This is a genomic window from Pricia antarctica (assembly GCF_900101815.1).
In the GTDB taxonomy this organism is placed as follows: Bacteria; Bacteroidota; Bacteroidia; order Flavobacteriales; family Flavobacteriaceae; genus Pricia; species Pricia antarctica.
Genome location: NZ_FNAO01000001.1, coordinates 285,563 through 301,241 on the forward strand (window position 1 = coordinate 285,563; position 15,679 = coordinate 301,241).

The 15,679-nt window shown below is 44.5% G+C and carries 20 protein-coding genes; all 20 read left to right on the top strand.

Features of this window, described 5'->3' with window-relative positions:
- The first annotated feature begins 73 nt into the window (after window positions 1-73).
- The 20 genes from BLT07_RS01170 to BLT07_RS01265 all read left to right on the top strand — a co-directional run bounded on the left by BLT07_RS01170 (window position 74) and on the right by BLT07_RS01265 (window position 15,657).
- A complete protein-coding gene (locus BLT07_RS01170; protein ID WP_091864885.1) occupies window positions 74-1,000 on the top strand; it encodes a hypothetical protein in 927 nt (308 codons plus the stop codon).
- A complete protein-coding gene (locus BLT07_RS01175) occupies window positions 1,000-2,133 on the top strand; it encodes a dialkylresorcinol biosynthesis protein DarB (RefSeq protein ID WP_091864887.1) in 1,134 nt (377 codons plus the stop codon). The genes BLT07_RS01170 and BLT07_RS01175 overlap by 1 nt, the downstream gene beginning before the upstream one ends.
- Window positions 2,133-2,570, top strand: coding sequence for a hotdog family protein (locus tag BLT07_RS01180; RefSeq protein WP_091864889.1), 438 nt, complete (start codon window positions 2,133-2,135; stop codon window positions 2,568-2,570). Before BLT07_RS01175 ends, BLT07_RS01180 begins: the two co-directional genes overlap by 1 nt.
- Window position 2,571: 1 nt before the next feature.
- The gene (locus BLT07_RS01185) at window positions 2,572-3,033 is read left to right on the top strand and encodes a hotdog family protein (protein ID WP_091864891.1); all 462 of its coding nucleotides are present in this window, start codon (window positions 2,572-2,574) and stop codon (window positions 3,031-3,033) included.
- Window positions 3,030-3,428 carry a flexirubin biosynthesis protein DarG gene (locus BLT07_RS01190; protein ID WP_091864893.1) on the top strand — a complete coding sequence of 133 codons (399 nt, stop codon included), beginning with the start codon at window positions 3,030-3,032 and terminating at the stop codon, window positions 3,426-3,428. Before BLT07_RS01185 ends, BLT07_RS01190 begins: the two co-directional genes overlap by 4 nt.
- 127 nt (window positions 3,429-3,555) lie before the next feature.
- A complete protein-coding gene (locus tag BLT07_RS01195) occupies window positions 3,556-4,551 on the top strand; it encodes a BtrH-related acyltransferase DarH (protein WP_091864895.1) in 996 nt (331 codons plus the stop codon).
- A gap of 110 nt (window positions 4,552-4,661) precedes the next feature.
- A complete protein-coding gene (locus tag BLT07_RS01200; protein ID WP_091865591.1) occupies window positions 4,662-5,405 on the top strand; it encodes an ABC transporter ATP-binding protein in 744 nt (247 codons plus the stop codon).
- The gene (locus tag BLT07_RS01205) at window positions 5,398-6,666 is read left to right on the top strand and encodes an ABC transporter permease (RefSeq protein ID WP_091864897.1); all 1,269 of its coding nucleotides are present in this window, start codon (window positions 5,398-5,400) and stop codon (window positions 6,664-6,666) included. Before BLT07_RS01200 ends, BLT07_RS01205 begins: the two co-directional genes overlap by 8 nt.
- A gap of 28 nt (window positions 6,667-6,694) precedes the next feature.
- The gene (locus BLT07_RS01210; protein WP_091864899.1) at window positions 6,695-7,120 is read left to right on the top strand and encodes an acyl-CoA thioesterase; all 426 of its coding nucleotides are present in this window, start codon (window positions 6,695-6,697) and stop codon (window positions 7,118-7,120) included.
- A complete protein-coding gene (locus tag BLT07_RS01215; protein ID WP_091864901.1) occupies window positions 7,113-8,255 on the top strand; it encodes a beta-ketoacyl-[acyl-carrier-protein] synthase family protein in 1,143 nt (380 codons plus the stop codon). The genes BLT07_RS01210 and BLT07_RS01215 overlap by 8 nt, the downstream gene beginning before the upstream one ends.
- 63 nt (window positions 8,256-8,318) lie before the next feature.
- Window positions 8,319-9,380: a methyltransferase gene (locus BLT07_RS01220; RefSeq protein WP_091864903.1), complete on the top strand. Its 1,062-nt coding sequence runs from the start codon at window positions 8,319-8,321 to the stop codon at window positions 9,378-9,380.
- 123 nt (window positions 9,381-9,503) lie between these two features.
- Complete coding sequence (locus BLT07_RS01225; RefSeq protein ID WP_394331301.1) at window positions 9,504-10,121, top strand: 3-oxoacyl-ACP synthase; 618 nt, start codon at window positions 9,504-9,506, stop codon at window positions 10,119-10,121.
- Entirely contained in the window at window positions 10,118-10,375 is a 258-nt protein-coding gene (locus BLT07_RS01230) for a phosphopantetheine-binding protein (protein ID WP_091864907.1), read from the top strand. Before BLT07_RS01225 ends, BLT07_RS01230 begins: the two co-directional genes overlap by 4 nt.
- Before the next feature lie 7 nt (window positions 10,376-10,382).
- On the top strand, window positions 10,383-11,585 hold the full coding sequence (locus BLT07_RS01235; protein WP_091864909.1) for a beta-ketoacyl-[acyl-carrier-protein] synthase family protein: 1,203 nt from the start codon (window positions 10,383-10,385) through the stop codon (window positions 11,583-11,585).
- 8 nt (window positions 11,586-11,593) lie between these two features.
- Complete coding sequence (locus BLT07_RS01240; protein ID WP_091864911.1) at window positions 11,594-12,661, top strand: beta-ketoacyl synthase N-terminal-like domain-containing protein; 1,068 nt, start codon at window positions 11,594-11,596, stop codon at window positions 12,659-12,661.
- Window positions 12,655-13,431, top strand: a complete 777-nt coding sequence (locus BLT07_RS01245) for a polysaccharide deacetylase family protein (RefSeq protein WP_091864913.1) — start codon at window positions 12,655-12,657, stop codon at window positions 13,429-13,431. Before BLT07_RS01240 ends, BLT07_RS01245 begins: the two co-directional genes overlap by 7 nt.
- On the top strand, window positions 13,424-14,185 hold the full coding sequence (locus tag BLT07_RS01250; RefSeq protein ID WP_245726416.1) for a flexirubin biosynthesis/transport protein LolA2: 762 nt from the start codon (window positions 13,424-13,426) through the stop codon (window positions 14,183-14,185). Before BLT07_RS01245 ends, BLT07_RS01250 begins: the two co-directional genes overlap by 8 nt.
- Complete coding sequence (locus tag BLT07_RS01255) at window positions 14,166-14,774, top strand: flexirubin biosynthesis protein LolB2 (protein ID WP_091864915.1); 609 nt, start codon at window positions 14,166-14,168, stop codon at window positions 14,772-14,774. The genes BLT07_RS01250 and BLT07_RS01255 overlap by 20 nt, the downstream gene beginning before the upstream one ends.
- 16 nt (window positions 14,775-14,790) lie before the next feature.
- Window positions 14,791-15,159 carry an ApeI family dehydratase gene (locus tag BLT07_RS01260; protein ID WP_091864917.1) on the top strand — a complete coding sequence of 123 codons (369 nt, stop codon included), beginning with the start codon at window positions 14,791-14,793 and terminating at the stop codon, window positions 15,157-15,159.
- 3 nt (window positions 15,160-15,162) lie between these two features.
- Window positions 15,163-15,657 carry a hypothetical protein gene (locus tag BLT07_RS01265; RefSeq protein WP_091864919.1) on the top strand — a complete coding sequence of 165 codons (495 nt, stop codon included), beginning with the start codon at window positions 15,163-15,165 and terminating at the stop codon, window positions 15,655-15,657.
- The last annotated feature ends 22 nt before the right edge of the window (window positions 15,658-15,679 follow it).

Sequence of the window (15,679 nt, forward strand, 5' to 3'; positions counted from 1 at the left end):
CAGGAAATATTTATTTGTAAAATAAAACCCGATTTCAAAGCATCCCGAAACCAATATCAGGAAATTGAAATAAATGAAAGAGGTTCTCATCATACATTACTCCCAGACGGGGCAGTTGACCACTATCTTAGAAAATATGGCCAACACGCTTACAGGTGACCATATCACTATTTCCCATTACCAAATCGTTCCTAAGTCCAAGTATGGTTTCCCTTGGAAACCGACGCGATTTTACGATGTTTTCCCGGAAACCTTTTTGCAGATTCCTTCGGATTTCCATCCTCCGACACCAGAAATACTAGAAAAGAAGTATGATCTTGTGATTTTGGGGTATCAAGTATGGTATTTAACACCGTCCATTCCTATAAATTCCTTTTTACAATCGGGTTTTGCCAAGAAACTCCTTAAAGATACTCCCGTAGTATCGGTAGTCGCCTGCCGGAACATGTGGATTCAGGCACAGGAAAAAATAAAATGCTTGTTGGCTTCCATCGATGCCAACCTGGTCGGACATATTGCCCTCGTGGACCGTCACATCAACCATATCAGCGTGATTACCATCGAACATTGGATGATGTCAGGCCGTAAAGACCGCTATTTGGGCATTTTCCCAAAACCGGGCATTTCGGATAGCGACATTGAAAATGCTTCAAAATTCGGACATCCAATAAAGAACGCATTATTGGCGGAGGATTTTACGGAACTTCAAGAAAACCTTTTGCAATTGGATGCCGTACGCATAGACCCACTTTTGGTACGCACCGACGAAAGGGGCAACGTACTGTTTTCGAAATGGGCGAATCTTATCATTAAAAAAGGGGCACCGGGCGACCCTAAACGTCTAAAATGGCTCCGTTTGTTCAACTTTTACCTGAAATTCGCCATCTGGTTCATAGCACCTATAGTTTTTGTGGTATTTTTGCTCACTTATTTCCCCATGACCCAAAAGCGGAACAGGGAGCGGAAATACTACGCTTCCGTAGCTTTAAAGCATACATAATGAAGGACGTTTATATCACACGAATCGCTAAATTTTTGCCTAACAAACCTGTTGACAATGAGCAGATGGAAGAAAAACTGGGCGTTATCAACGGAAAAGCTTCCAAAGCCAGACGTCTCGTGCTCCGTAACAATAAAATCAAGACCCGATATTACGCGATTGACGAAAATGGCAATGTGACCCATAACAATGCCCAATTGACCGCCGCTGCCATTGAGGCGCTTTGCGATGATAAATTCACTACGAAAGATATTGAGTTGTTGTCTTGTGGCACTTCGAGTCCCGATCAGATATTGCCCTCGCACGCCAGCATGGTACACGGCTTTTTGAAGAATCGGAACATGGAGATCAACTCGCCTTCCGGTGCCTGTTGCTCGGGCATGAACGCCTTGAAATACGGATATCTTTCCATCAAGGCCGGTCAGACCGAAAATGCCGCCTGTGCCGGTAGCGAACGCACCTCTTCGTGGATGAGAGCGGATGTCTTCGAGAATGAAGTCGCCCATCTGAAAGAAGTGGAAGAAAATCCGATTTTGGCCTTCAACAAAGAATTTTTACGTTGGATGCTCTCCGACGGTGCGGGTGCCGTACTTTTGGAAGACGCCCCAAACGGGCCAAATCCACTAAAAATAGAATGGATTAACGGCTATTCGTATGCCCATGAAATGGAGACTTGCATGTACGCCGGGGCCGAAAAGGAAGATAATGGCCATCTGACGCCGTGGAGCGAAATACCCGCAGAACAATGGGGCAAAAAATCCCTTTTTGCGATGAAACAGGATACCCGTCTTTTGGGCAATAATATTTTACAAAAGGGAGTTGACAGCTTAAAACAAGTGTACAAAAAACATAATATCGGTCCGGATGATGTTGATTATTACCTACCACATATATCATCCTATTATTTTAAACAAGGTTTGTACGATGAAATGGCAGCACAGGGGGTAGAGATGCCTTGGGAAAAATGGTTCTTGAACCTTGAACACATTGGTAATATTGGTGCCGCATCGATTTATGTGATGTTGGAAGAGCTGGTCGCTTCCGGCAAACTCAAAAAGGGCGATAAAATTCTCTTCCAAGTGCCCGAAAGTGCGCGATTCTCTTACATGTATGCTTACCTTACCGTGTGCTGATGAGCGGTTCGAAACCCTATATCGCCGTAGGAGAACTGCTTCAAAGCCTCATTCCCCAAAAAAGTCCTTTTGTCATGGTCGATACCTTGGCAGAATACTCTGAAAAAGGGATTGTATCGCATTTTTTGGTGGAAGCCGATAATATATTGGTCACAGAGAACCACTTTTCCGCATCGGGTCTAATTGAAAACATGGCCCAGACCATTGCGCTGCATACGGGCTACAAATTTTATCTGTTAAAACGACCTTCCCCGACGGGCTATATCGGCGCCATAAAAAAAGCAGAGATATTCCAACTGCCCAAAGTGTCCGACACCTTAGTGACCACTGTTGAAGTTGTACATGACATTATGGGGGTGACCTTGGTGCAGGCCAAAGTCGAGTGTAATGGCGCTCTGATAGCATCAAGTGAAATGAAAACGGCGTTGGCACAATGAAATGAAAAAAGCTAGGTACGACATCAACATCAAGAACTTCCTACCGCATCGCGAACCCATGTTGATGGCCACCGTCACCCCCTATCTCGACGCAGATTCCGTAATCACCCATTTCGAGATAAAGGAAGATTGTATCTTTTTGGATTCCGCTGGACGCCTGTCCGAAAGCGGACTCATAGAAAACGCCGCCCAAGCCAGTACAGCGATTGTCGGCCAAAGTTATTTTGACGATGACGATTTCGAAGGCGCCGGAAATTCCATTGTCGGCTACATCAGTGCCATAAAAAAAGCCGAAATACATGAACTGCCTAAGATCAACGAACTTTTGGTGACCAAGGCCCATTTGGTTTCCAGATACGATACGGGCAGCATGACTATGTGTACCGTTACCTCCTCCACTTTTAGAAATGACGATTTAATCGTAGATTGTACCTTCAATTTTCTGATTCACGAAGTGGAATGAAAAAAAAGGAAGTCCCACAAGACAAGAGCAATCTTGAAAAGGCCAACATCAAGGATATGGTTTACGCCGTCGATGAGAATGGGGAGTATACCACGGCGCTCAGCACCGGATGGGAACCTAAATCCATAGCGCTCGATAATGCAATTAAAGATATTGAAGAACGTACCGCAGCTGCAAAAGCCCGTTTTTTCAATAACGAATCAAGCTCCATCGAATATTATATGGAACTGCATAAAATGGATATTCCTATTTTGGCCAGTTATGTGGGTTTATGGCAATGGCGCGTGAAAAGGCACCTCAAGCCATCCGTTTTTCGTAAACTCAGCACAAAGACCCTTCAAAAATATGCCGATGTTTTTGAAATTTCAATCGACCAGTTAAAAAATATCGACTGAAAAAAGACTAAAGATAAGAATACAACCTCTCTGGACAGGAAAGCACGTAGGCACGCAGGCACGTAGGCTGCGTAAGCACGTAGGCTGCGTAAGCAAAAAAATCATAAATTCAATAAAATCCAATTCCTTGAAAATAGATTTCTCCCATAAACAGGCGGCTCACTGCGAAAATGGCGTGGTATCGAACCTCATGCGGCATAACGGTTTCGATGTCAGTGAACCCATGGTATTTGGCATCGGATCGGGACTGCTGTTCAGCTATCTTCCCTTTATTAAGGTAAACTATGCCCCGGTGTTCACCTACCGCGTTCTGCCCGGCCTGGTCTTCAACCGCTTTGCCAAGAGGGTGGGCGTCAAGGTAAAAAGAGAGAAATTCAGGAATCCTAAAAATGCCAAGGCTAGACTGGACGAAAATTTGAAAAATAACAACCCGGTCGGCCTCCAAGTCGGAGTGTACAACCTTATTTATTTTCCAGACGAGTACCGCTTTCATTTCAATGCCCATAACATGGTGGTCTATGGAAAAAAAGAGGATCGGTATTTGATCAGTGATCCGGTCATGGAGCGCGTGACCTCCTTGACCGAAAAGCAATTGGAAAAAGTCCGTTTTGCCAAAGGAGCGTTCGCACCAAAGGGGCATATGTACTATCCCACCGCCTTTCCCGAAAAATTGGAGCTCGAAAGCGCTATCGTTAAAGGTATCAGACAAACCTGTCGCGACATGACCGCACCCGTTCCGATCGTTGGGGTAAAGGCCATGCGATGGGTCGCTAAGAACATCCGGAAATGGCCTAAAAAAATAGGTCAAAAAAAAACCAATCACTATTTGGGCCAAATAGTTCGTATGCAAGAAGAGATTGGAACGGGCGGCGGTGGCTTTCGCTATATCTACGCGGCGTTTCTGCAGGAAGCCGCAGTCGTGATCAACAACGAAAAACTCAAGGAATTCTCCAAAGAAATGACCGAGATTGGGGATCTATGGCGTGATTTTGCGTTGGATGCCTCTCGTATCTACAAAAACCGTAGCGGCGAAAGTGATGGCTATAATAAAATTGCCGATCAATTGGTAATCATTGCAAATCGGGAAGAAAATTTTTTTAAGCGGTTGAAAAAGGTGGTTTAAAGGGATTAAAATCCTCAAAACTGTAAATTTGTTGAATGGAATCACCATTTTTAAATGAAATTCGGCAATTACCCTCACCGAATTCATCTTTTGCAAGTAGTTATGCCTTTATGATCCAAATCAATAAACTCGCCAAAAAATATAAGTATGCCGAAGGCTATTCGGTCAATCCGTTAGACCTCACTATCGAAGAAGGTGCGGTTTTTGGATTGTTAGGTCCCAATGGAGCCGGTAAAACTACCCTGATTTCTATGTTAAGTTCGCTGCTTAAACCCACGTCAGGTTCGTTCACTATCGACGGACTTAATTATCGGGAACATAAAAACGAACTGAAACAACTCATCGGTATCGTACCCCAAGAATATGCCTTGTACCCTTCGCTGACCGCCTATGAAAACCTGAGCTATTTCGGAAGCATGTACGGATTACAAGGCAACTCATTGAAAAATAAAATTCTTGATCATATAGAAATTTTAGGGCTTTCGAAATTCGCCCATACAAAAATCGTCAACTTTTCGGGAGGCATGAAACGCCGCATCAACCTAATCGCCAGTATTTTACACCGGCCAAAAGTTTTATTCCTTGACGAGCCCACAGTTGGGGTCGATGTACAGTCCAAAAATGTCATCATGGAATATTTAAGGCAGCTTAACGCCGAGGGTACCACCATTCTCTACACCTCCCATCACCTGAATGAAGCGGAACAGTTCTGCACCCGTGTCGCCATTATCGACCAAGGAAGTATTGTCTGTAAAGGCACCCCAAAAACCTTGATAGCACAACAAGAAGGAACAAAGAACCTAGAAGACGTATTTTTGGCACACACCGGCAAAGCCCTACGCGACCATGCATAAACTTTGGGCCTCGACATACAAAGAATTTTTGCTGCTGGTGCGGGATTTTGGAGGCTTGGCCATCCTTTTCTTGATGCCCCTGCTATTGGTCATTACCATAACCCTTGTCCAAAACGATACCTTCAAGACCTTGAGGGAAACAAAAATTACCATTCTTTTAGTAGACAACGACCATGGAAAAGTGTCTAAAAACATCCAGGAAAACCTTAAAAATTCGCCTCTTTTCGAAGTGCAAATGCAAGCTTCAGAAGCGTCGGTAAAAGAATTGGTACAGACCGGAACGTATCAACTGGGCATTGTCATACCTGAAAACCTATCCAAAGACTTAAACCTTAAAGTAGCCGAAAATGTAGAAGGTATCCTAGAAAAATTCGGCGCGGAAGAGGAGCGTATTCCCTTGGTGAAATCAAAATTAGAGCCCAAGGAAATCAAGCTCTATTTTGATCCTGCCACACAATTCGCCTTCCGGAATTCCATAAAAAGTGGCATTGATCAGATGGTATCCAAAATCGAGACCCAGACCATCTACAAGGCTTTTCAGGAAGAACTGACCGACAACCCTTCTGAAGATATCTTCGATACGGAACCCTTTTTGCTTTTTAAGGAAATAGTACCCTCCGATGGTGAAAAGGCAATTATTCCCAATTCCACCCAACACAACATCCCTGCTTGGACGCTCTTTGCCATTTTCTTTATCATCTTGCCCCTTTCAATTAACATGGTCAAAGAAAAAAATCAAGGGACTTTCGTTCGCTTGCGCACCCATCCCGTTTCTTATGCGACTTTTCTAGGTGGGAAAACGCTAGTCTTTTTAGCAGTGGCACTGGTTCAGTTTGCCTTGATGCTGTTGGTCGGTATTTATCTTTTTCCGTTGATCGGCCTTCCAAAACTCGATGTTTCGGGTAAACTGCACCTACTCTTTTTCGTAGCCTTTTTTGTCGGATTGGCCGCGGTAGGACTCGGGCTATTATTGGGCACTATCGCAAAGACACAAGAACAATCCGCGCCGTTTGGCGCTACCTTTGTGGTCATTCTGGCCGCTCTGGGCGGGGTTTGGGTTCCCGTTTTCGCCATGCCAAAATTTATGCAGGTACTCTCGAAAATTTCCCCTATGAACTGGGGCCTCAACGCTTTTTATGACGTTTTCTTGCGGAATGTCGGAATAACGGAGCTGCTGCCCGAAATCGCATTGTTGTTTTTATTTTTTGTGGTTACGGTAGTGCTTTCCGTAATATATAATGAGCGGAAGAATGCGGTTTGAATTTCCAAGGAAGTCTTATTTTTGAACAATGAAAAATGAAATCAGCCACACCAGCGAAATTCGGATACGATTTGCGGAGTGCGACCCTTTGGGTATTGTCTGGCACGGCAACTATATCCAGTTTTTTGAGGATGGCCGCGAAGCTTTCGGCCGTCATCACCACATTTCGTACCTCGACCAAAAGGCAAATAATTTCTCGACACCTATCGTTTCCTCGAAATGTGAACATAAACTACCCCTCCGCTATGGGGATGTCGCTACCATAAAGACGACCTATATCGATTCTCCCGCGGCCAAGATGATTTTTAAATATGAAATATTGAATCCCGATCGGCAAGTGGTATGTACCGGTGAGACCGTTCAGGTCTTTGTGGAATTAGGAGGGGAACTTTCGTTGGTCATGCCCGATTTCTTTAGGCAATGGAAAATAAAAATGGATTTGTTGGATGAATAGCACCTATCTATCACAAAACAATATTATTTCTTCGCTCGGTTTTGACAGCCTCAGTGTTGTTAGTCATATTTCTGATGAAGTTGGTGGGCTACGACTGATAGACGAGCCCAAAATTTTGGACCGTCCTTTTTATTCCTCCATAATTTCCGAGGAAGTCTTGAACGACGCGTTTGACCGGTTGCCTTCGAAATCACCCAAAACCCGATTGGAAAAAATGCTCATAGTATCGCTCAATACGATTCTAAAAGCATCGGAACTAGCACTGAATGATCGGGTCGGACTCCTGATTTCTACGACCAAGGGCAATATCGATGTGCTTGAAAAGGATACTAAATTTCCAAAAGAGCGAGCCTATTTAAGCGCTTTGGGGGCGGAACTACAAAATTATTTCGGCTTCACCACCCAGCCCATCGTAGTATCGAATGCCTGTGTTTCAGGAATTTTAGCGATAGTAACCGCACAAAGATTGATCGATGAAGGTAGATTCGACCATGTTTTCGTCGTGGCAGGCGACCTGGTCACAAAATTCATTATTTCGGGATTTAATTCCTTTCAGGCCTTGAGCGATGTGCCTTGCCGCCCGTATTGCAAGTCCCGCTCCGGCATCAATATCGGGGAGGTTGGGGTGAGCGTTCTGGTCACCAAGGATGAAAACCTGTTGGTCGACGAATCCGTCGAAATTTTAGGAGGGGCGTCGTGCAACGACGCCAACCATATTTCCGGACCCTCCCGTACGGGGGAGGGGTTATTTCGCAGTGTTACTTCAGCTCTAAAGGAAGCCAATCTATCGCCAGGGGAAATCGACTACATTTCAGCCCACGGCACGGCAACGATGTACAACGATGAAATGGAAGCCATTGCCTTTAATCGTGCCGGTTTGGGCGATACCCCTTTGAACAGTCTCAAAGGCTATTTCGGTCACACTCTAGGGGCATCGGGCCTGCTGGAGACTATTATAGGCATGCACTCCTTAAATCAAAACACGTTGTTTGCCTCTAAAGGATTTCAAGAATTGGGAGTTTCACAGCCCTTGAATATCATCGAAAAAACAACATCCAAAAATATCGATACTTTTTTAAAAACGGCTTCGGGTTTTGGGGGTTGTAATACTACGGCGATTTTTAGGAAAGTTTAGTTTAATTATCCCAATCAACCTACAATCCGTAAATTTGTCCCCCAAAAAGAATTGAATCCAAGCATGCCCAAAAAAAAGATAAAAGCCATCGAAGCCTTGGAGGAGGCACAAAAAATTGCCTTTGCCCCTTTTGTGTTCCAAACCACGGTGTCTTTGCGCAAGTTGGGTGTTTTGGATTATCTGTTCGAGAAAGGAAATGACGGCGGAGTACTGCTTGAGAACCTTTCCCAAGCACTTTCCATTAGCGAATACGGTCTAAGTGTGTTGCTTGAAATAGCGGAAAGCTCGGATATCGTCGAGAAAAATGACAAAGGAGGTTATGAGCTGACCAAAACCGGGTATTTTCTCAACTACAACAAGATGACGGAAGCCAATTTGAATTTTACACAGGATGTCTGTTATCAGGGACTCTTTCACTTGCACGAAGCCATTCAAAAAGGCGAACCCAGCGGACTGAAGGAGCTGGGGCCATGGTCAACGGTGTACGAAGGCCTGTCACAATTGCCGACGCATATTCAAAAATCATGGTTCGAGTTCGACCATTTTTATTCCGATGAAATTTTCGGCGAAGCCTTACCGCTCGTATTTCGGCACAAACCCAAAACCCTTTTCGATATTGGGGGAAATACGGGTAAATTCGCGGTACTCTGCAGCAAATACGACCCCGATGTTCAGGTTACCATATTCGATTTGCCGGGCCAATTGAAAAAAGCACTGGCCAATGCGGAGGAAAACGGATTTAAAAGTAGGATATCGGGACAGGAAATCGATTGGCTTTCCGAAAATCCGGAAATTCCTGAAGGGGCCGATACCATATGGATGAGCCAATTTTTGGATTGTTTTTCCAAGGAGGAAATCCTGAAAATATTAAAAACCTGTGTACAATCGATGGACGATTCTACCCAGCTGATTATCATCGAAACCTTTACTGATCGCCAGAAATTCGCCAATGCCCGCTTTACTTTGGAAGCGACATCTTTATATTTTACCGCCCTGGCCAATGGTAATAGCAAAATGTACAAGGCAACTGAGTTCATCGACCTCGTGGAACTAGCAGGCCTGACGCTAGAGGAAGACGTACAGGTAGGCGAATTTCATACCATGTTCGTTTGTAAAAAAACATAAGAGGTTCTGCAGCTTTCCGCCAGTCCCGTTTTGGACTGGGGCCAATGGGCTGCCAATCGCCAATCGCTGACCGACCATCGTCAAACTTTTAAAGTGCATTAGATTACCAACTTATACCTGGTTTTGAACAAAACTTCCCACATATCAACCTATTGCCATATTACGGAAAATGCCGTTTCACTGGATGGGAACCTCCTTTTCAAAAATACTTCCGGCGACTTTGCCATGTTCATGAAATCTGCCTACAAACATTTCGAAATCGATTATCCAAAATTTTTTAAGATGGATCGATTGAGCAAATTGGCGGTTTTGGCAGCGGAAGTGCTGTTAGGGCATCCGAATACATCCAAAGAAAACCGGAATATGGCCGTTGTGCTTTCCAATAAGGCCTCAAGTTTGGATACCGACCGAAAATATCAGGAATCTATCTCCGATGCACACAATTTTTATCCGAGTCCCGCCGTTTTCGTCTATACCTTGCCCAATATATGTATCGGCGAAATTAGCATCCGGCATAATCTGCGTTCCGAAAATAGTTTTTTTATCTTTGACACGTTTAATCCGGGGTTTTTAAAGGATTATTCCGAAAGTTTGTTGCATTCGGATAAAGCGGACGAGGTACTCTGCGGGTGGGTCGATGTAGATGAAGACAGCTACGAAGCGTTTCTATACCTCGTATCGTCGACCGGAAACCACTTGCACAACGAACAACAATTAACCAAATTATACCGTACCCCATGAGCGAATTAAAACAAGAGTTGAAGGAAAAAATAATAGAGCAACTGAACCTTGAAGACGTTGCCATCGAAGAAATCAAAGACACCGACCCGCTCTTCGGTGAAGGCCTGGGTCTAGATTCTATCGACGCATTGGAACTGATCGTAATGCTCGATAAAGATTACGGCATCAAATTGGCAGACCCTAAACAGGGCAAATCGATTTTCGAATCGATTGAGACCATGGCGGGCTATATCAAGGAGCACCGCAGTCGATAGTATTTTTATGACAAAAGGCGTCGCAATAACTGGTATGGGTATCATTTCTGCCATTGGTAACAATGTTGCGGAAAATTATGCGTCGCTTATTGCCGGCAAAAGGGGGATTTCAAGGATTTCACAGATCGAGACTATCCATAAGGATGAGATTATGGTGGGAGAAATCACAGGTACCAACGCCGTTTTGGAAAAGCAGCTTGGATTTACCGAAAACGAGGTTTCCCGCACGGTTTTAATAGGATGTATCGCCGCTGACGAGGCTATCTCAAATGCGGGAATCCTCGATATCAACAACGCCAGAACCGGATTGATTTCCGGCACCACCGTTGGCGGAATGGACAAATCAGAACAATACTTCTACGATTATTTCGACCGGCCAGAGGTCAGACAGCACATTACCGGACTTCACGCCGGTGATTCCACAAAAAAAATTGCGACCCATTTAGGGCTCGAAGAAAGCTTTGTGACCACTATTAGCACCGCCTGTTCCTCATCGGCCAACGCCATCATGTTGGGCGCGCGGATGATTAAATCCGGAAAGCTGGACCGCGCCATTGTCGGTGGCACCGATTGCCTTTCCAAATTTACCATCAACGGCTTTAAGACCCTGTTGATTTTGTCCGACACATACAGTGCCCCTTTCGATGAAGAACGCAAAGGTCTCAATTTAGGGGAAGCCGCCGCCTATCTTGTCTTGGAATCAGACGCGCTCGTGCAAAAAGAGAACAAAAAAGTTCTGGGCTATGTTACCGGCTATGGCAACGCAAACGATGCCTACCACCAAACGGCCTCCTCCGAGCACGGTGATGGGGCGTTACTGGCCATGGAAAAAGCCCTGAAAACGGCTGGAATGCAAGCCTCCGATATCGATTATGTCAACGCACATGGTACGGCAACACCCAATAACGACTTATCCGAAGGTCGGGCACTGATCCGATTATTCGGCGAAAAAGTGCCGGAATTCAGTTCTACCAAAGCCTTTACGGGCCATACTTTAGCAGCTGCGGGTGGGGTCGAAGCGGTATATTCGGTGCTGGCATTGCAAAACGATACGATCTTTCCCAATCTGAACTATACCACTCCCATGAAAGAATTCGCCCTCGACCCAATTACGGAGGTCACTAAAAAACCGCTGCGCAATGTGCTGTCGAATTCCTTTGGTTTTGGGGGGAATTGTTCGACATTGATATTTTCTAAGGATAAATCATAAACTTAAAAATGCCCGTCTACATAAACAGCATAGGATCCGTTTCCGCCCAAAAGACGTTCGACAACTCCCTTTTTTTGGAGGAAATCGTACGCTATAACGATACCGTGCTGGAAATTATCGCTCCAAACTACAAGGATTATATCCCGCCGGCTGCGGCGCGAAGAATGGCTAAGGGTATCAAAATGAGTACCGTCAGCGCCAAGACCGCCATGATCGAAGCCGGTATGGAAGAAGACGAAATCGATGCTATCATCGTAGGTACCGGATTGGGCTGTATCGGTGATTCTGAAAAGTTTGTCAGCGATATTCTTGATAACGACGAGCAGTTTTTGACGCCTACGCGGTTTATTCAATCATCCCACAATACGGTGGCGGGACAGATTGCCTTGGGCATGGGCTGTAAGGGCCATAATTTCACCTATGTACATTCCGCCATTTCGTTCGAATCTGCGGTGATGGATGCCAAGATGCAGTTGGAAAATGAGGAAGCCAAAAATATTCTGGTCGGCGGGGTCGATGAACTGGTCGACCATCATGTCAACACCCATCGACTGATCGGACATATAAAACAAGAACCTGTAGAGACGATGTCCGTCTTGACGTCCGGTACCAAAGGCGCAGTTTTCTCGGAGGGGGCACATTTTTTTACGCTTTCGAATGAAAAACGTTCTTCCTGCTACTCCGAACTTTTGGCGGTCGAGACATTCAATACCTTGGCGGAAGATCAAGTTGCCGCAAAAACGAAATCCTTTTTATCCGAAAATGGGATGGGACCGGATGCCATAGATGTTATAATTCTCGGCTATAATGGTGATGTGGAATTTGACGGCTACTACGATACACTCGCTACCGCCTTATTCAAAGACACAGCGCAAGTGTACTATAAACACCTCTCCGGTGAATTCGATACGGCTTCGGGTTTCGGATTTTGGCTGGGGAACAAACTATTGAAACAGCAGCGCATACCTGATGCGGTTCGGCTGAATTCCGTACCAGCAAATTCGGCACAAAACGCACTGATCTACAACCAATATAGGGGTGAAAATCATAGTCTTACCTTGCTCCGAAAATGTTGACGCGCAGGGTAGTCAATCCCATCGCCCTACTGTTACTTCTGACCTTGACGACACTGGCTTTCTTTTATACCATACCTTGGTGGACGTATACCCTAGTGGTTCTCTCTTGGCTCTTGATTACCCTATGCGGTTCGTTTTTCGTTGGATGGGACTATCATCTAAAGTCCCTGCACAAGAACAAAAAGAGCAGCGGCAATTGGTTGTCCATAACCTTTGACGATGGGCCGAATCTTGAATTTACGCCGAGGGTCTTGAAACTACTAAAAAAACAGGATGCCAAAGCGACATTTTTCTGCATCGGGAAACACGTTGAAAACCATCCGGAAATCCTAATGCAAATTCTTGCCGATGGGCATACCGTTGGAAATCATACCTATTCCCATTCCAACTCTTTCGGTTTTTTTGGATTTGAAAAAGTAAAGGCCGAACTGCAACGGACGAAATCCTTAGTGAATACTTTTACAGGGTTGAAAATGAATCTGTACCGGCCGGCCTTTGGCGTGACCAATCCACAAATCGAAAAAGCGGTTATAGACCTTGGTTTACAATCCATCGGATGGAGTGTTCGTTCATTGGATACTACACCAAGATCCACAAACAGCGTCTTGGACCGAATCACCTCAAAGGTTTCGAAAGGCGATATCATCCTATTACACGATACCAGCGAAAAAACGATAGCGGTTTTGGAACGGTTATTGGTATTTATGCAAGAAAAAAATCTAGAGTCCGTTCCGGTGGAACGGCTGTTGGAAATCGAAGCTTATGAATGACTGGAAAACGAGTTTTATTTTTGCAAACCTTTGCCCTTACGTCAAAGACCTCTGCGCTATTTTTTCCGACTCCTTCGCTTTGTTGGGAGCCAGCAGTAAACTCATGGGGGAAAAACGTAACATTGCCGTTTTACGAAACAGTTTCGTCATCGCAATCATCTTTCTATTTTCCGCGACCCTTTCCGCTCAAACCAAAATGTCAACAACCGAGGCCAACGCCTTAAAGACTTCTGTAAAGCGACAGGCCGATGCCACAACCACGATCACCAGTGATTTCACGCAGTACAAACACCTCGATTTTCTATCCGACGATATTGAATCGAAGGGTAAACTGGCCTTCAAAGTACCTGATTTGGTCAAATGGGAGTATGTTGAACCCTTTTCCTATTCCATAATCTTTAAAGACAATACCTTGTACATCAATGACGACGGCAACAAAAGCAATATGGACGTTGGCGGAAACAAAATCTTTACCCAACTCAACCAATTAATAACGGCAAGCATTCGCGGCGATCTGTTCGATGACGACCAATTTGATATTTCCTATTTCAAAAAAGACCGCAACAGTCTGGTATCTTTCACCCCCAAGGATGCCCAATTCGCTGAGTTTATCAAAACATTCCAAATGATTTTCAACCCAGCGGGGGAAGTAATCCAAGTAAAAATGATCGAACCTTCCGACGATTACACCCAAATCGTCTTTAGCAGCCGAAAAACCAACCAACCCTTATCCGATGCGGATTTTTCTCAGTAGCCTTTTCGCCTTGGTATTTTTAGGATGTGCCTCCTATCCCAGGAAAAATGGATTTGAATCCGTAAAAACCATTCAAGAAGAAACCTTGAATCCCTATTTTTCGGATGTTTCAAAAGATTATATCTACAGGGCAAAAATTGAGGCTTTCGATAAAACCTTCGGTGGCCTTTTTATCGTCAAAAAATTAGGGCCGGCCCAACACCGTATCGTATTCACGACCGAAATGGGTAATACGATTTTCGATTTCACTTTTCAAGGGGATGACTTTAAGGTGAACCGCATTTTGAAGGAAATGGACCGTAAAATACTCCTCAACATCCTAAAAAGAGATTTAAAAGCACTTATTGCCGAACATTCTCCGGTACTGCAAACTTTTAATGATAATGGGGATATCGTTTACGCAACCAAAATCCTTTCCAAAAAACATTATTTTTACCGTACAGAGGGATTACTGAAAAAGATTGTTAGGGTGGGTAACGGAAAGGAAAAGGTAAACTTTATATTTTCCGGAATAGAAGAAGATTTGGCAGGTAAAATCGAAATTTTACACAACATATTCCCCCTGACCCTAACTTTAAAACGAATTTAGCCGTAACACCAACATCATGTTGATAAAAGAATTATATAGCATACAATCCTTTACTGAAACCGATGGAATGGTGCAAGCCTCGGTAAAACTGAACAGAAGTCACGAGGTATTCAAAGGCCATTTTCCCGGGAACCCCATAATGCCAGGGGTCTGCACCATTCAAATCGTCAAGGAACTTACGGAAAAAGCCTTGGATAAGAAATTGTTTTTATCCGTTGTCTCCAATGTAAAGTTTATTTCCATTATCAATCCTGAAAAGAACGAAACGATACAGGTCGTGCTGAATATTTCGGAGGAAGAGGACGCGGTCAAAGTAAAAAATACCGTTTCTTATGAGCATACCTTGGCGTTAAAACTGAACGCAACCTTTAAAGTACTATCTTAATCCATGAAACTGAAATTGCTATTGTTTTTCGTAGGATGGATGACAGCCGGATACGTTTCCCCAGATTTAGAGACCGTGCGGCAAGACTATCGCAAAGCCTCTGAAAATGCGGAGGCCACCAAGAAACTGTTCGAAGGCTTAACGGAAATCGGAAAAAACGATAACGTGGTCTTAGTCGCCTACAAGGGCGCCGTAACCACGATGATGGCAGAATATGCTGAAGGTATCAAGAACAAAAAATCTTTTTTTAAGGAAGGTAGGGATTTGTTGGAATATGCCATCAAAACGGAGCCCGAAAATGTAGAGATCCGCTGTATCCGACTGAGCGTTCAGGAAAATGTCCCAAAAATTACCGGATATCATAAAAATAAGGAAGCGGACAAAGCGTTTATCCTTGCCAATTATGCCTCCATGGAAGAGGCCGGAGCCAAGGAATTCGTAAAAAGGTATACCTCGGCATCGGACAGTTTTACCGAGGCGGAAAGGCAACGTTTCTAGCGTTTGAATTCTTATCTTTGCG

Bases quoted from the DNA above. Each gene is read 5' to 3' on its own strand.
- BLT07_RS01220 (WP_091864903.1), top strand. From the start codon at position 8,319: ATGCCCAAAAAAAAGATAAAAGCCATCGAAGCCTTGGAGGAGGCACAA.
- BLT07_RS01200 (WP_091865591.1), top strand. From the start codon at position 4,662: ATGATCCAAATCAATAAACTCGCCAAAAAATATAAGTATGCCGAAGGC.
- BLT07_RS01255 (WP_091864915.1), top strand. From the start codon at position 14,166: ATGCGGATTTTTCTCAGTAGCCTTTTCGCCTTGGTATTTTTAGGATGT.
- BLT07_RS01235 (WP_091864909.1), top strand. From the start codon at position 10,383: ATGACAAAAGGCGTCGCAATAACTGGTATGGGTATCATTTCTGCCATT.
- BLT07_RS01260 (WP_091864917.1), top strand. From the start codon at position 14,791: ATGTTGATAAAAGAATTATATAGCATACAATCCTTTACTGAAACCGAT.
- BLT07_RS01245 (WP_091864913.1), top strand. From the start codon at position 12,655: ATGTTGACGCGCAGGGTAGTCAATCCCATCGCCCTACTGTTACTTCTG.
- BLT07_RS01190 (WP_091864893.1), top strand. From the start codon at position 3,030: ATGAAAAAAAAGGAAGTCCCACAAGACAAGAGCAATCTTGAAAAGGCC.
- BLT07_RS01170 (WP_091864885.1), top strand. From the start codon at position 74: ATGAAAGAGGTTCTCATCATACATTACTCCCAGACGGGGCAGTTGACC.
- BLT07_RS01185 (WP_091864891.1), top strand. From the start codon at position 2,572: ATGAAAAAAGCTAGGTACGACATCAACATCAAGAACTTCCTACCGCAT.
- BLT07_RS01180 (WP_091864889.1), top strand. From the start codon at position 2,133: ATGAGCGGTTCGAAACCCTATATCGCCGTAGGAGAACTGCTTCAAAGC.
- BLT07_RS01265 (WP_091864919.1), top strand. From the start codon at position 15,163: ATGAAACTGAAATTGCTATTGTTTTTCGTAGGATGGATGACAGCCGGA.
- BLT07_RS01210 (WP_091864899.1), top strand. From the start codon at position 6,695: ATGAAAAATGAAATCAGCCACACCAGCGAAATTCGGATACGATTTGCG.
- BLT07_RS01205 (WP_091864897.1), top strand. From the start codon at position 5,398: ATGCATAAACTTTGGGCCTCGACATACAAAGAATTTTTGCTGCTGGTG.
- BLT07_RS01250 (WP_245726416.1), top strand. From the start codon at position 13,424: ATGAATGACTGGAAAACGAGTTTTATTTTTGCAAACCTTTGCCCTTAC.
- BLT07_RS01240 (WP_091864911.1), top strand. From the start codon at position 11,594: ATGCCCGTCTACATAAACAGCATAGGATCCGTTTCCGCCCAAAAGACG.
- BLT07_RS01215 (WP_091864901.1), top strand. From the start codon at position 7,113: ATGAATAGCACCTATCTATCACAAAACAATATTATTTCTTCGCTCGGT.
- BLT07_RS01230 (WP_091864907.1), top strand. From the start codon at position 10,118: ATGAGCGAATTAAAACAAGAGTTGAAGGAAAAAATAATAGAGCAACTG.
- BLT07_RS01175 (WP_091864887.1), top strand. From the start codon at position 1,000: ATGAAGGACGTTTATATCACACGAATCGCTAAATTTTTGCCTAACAAA.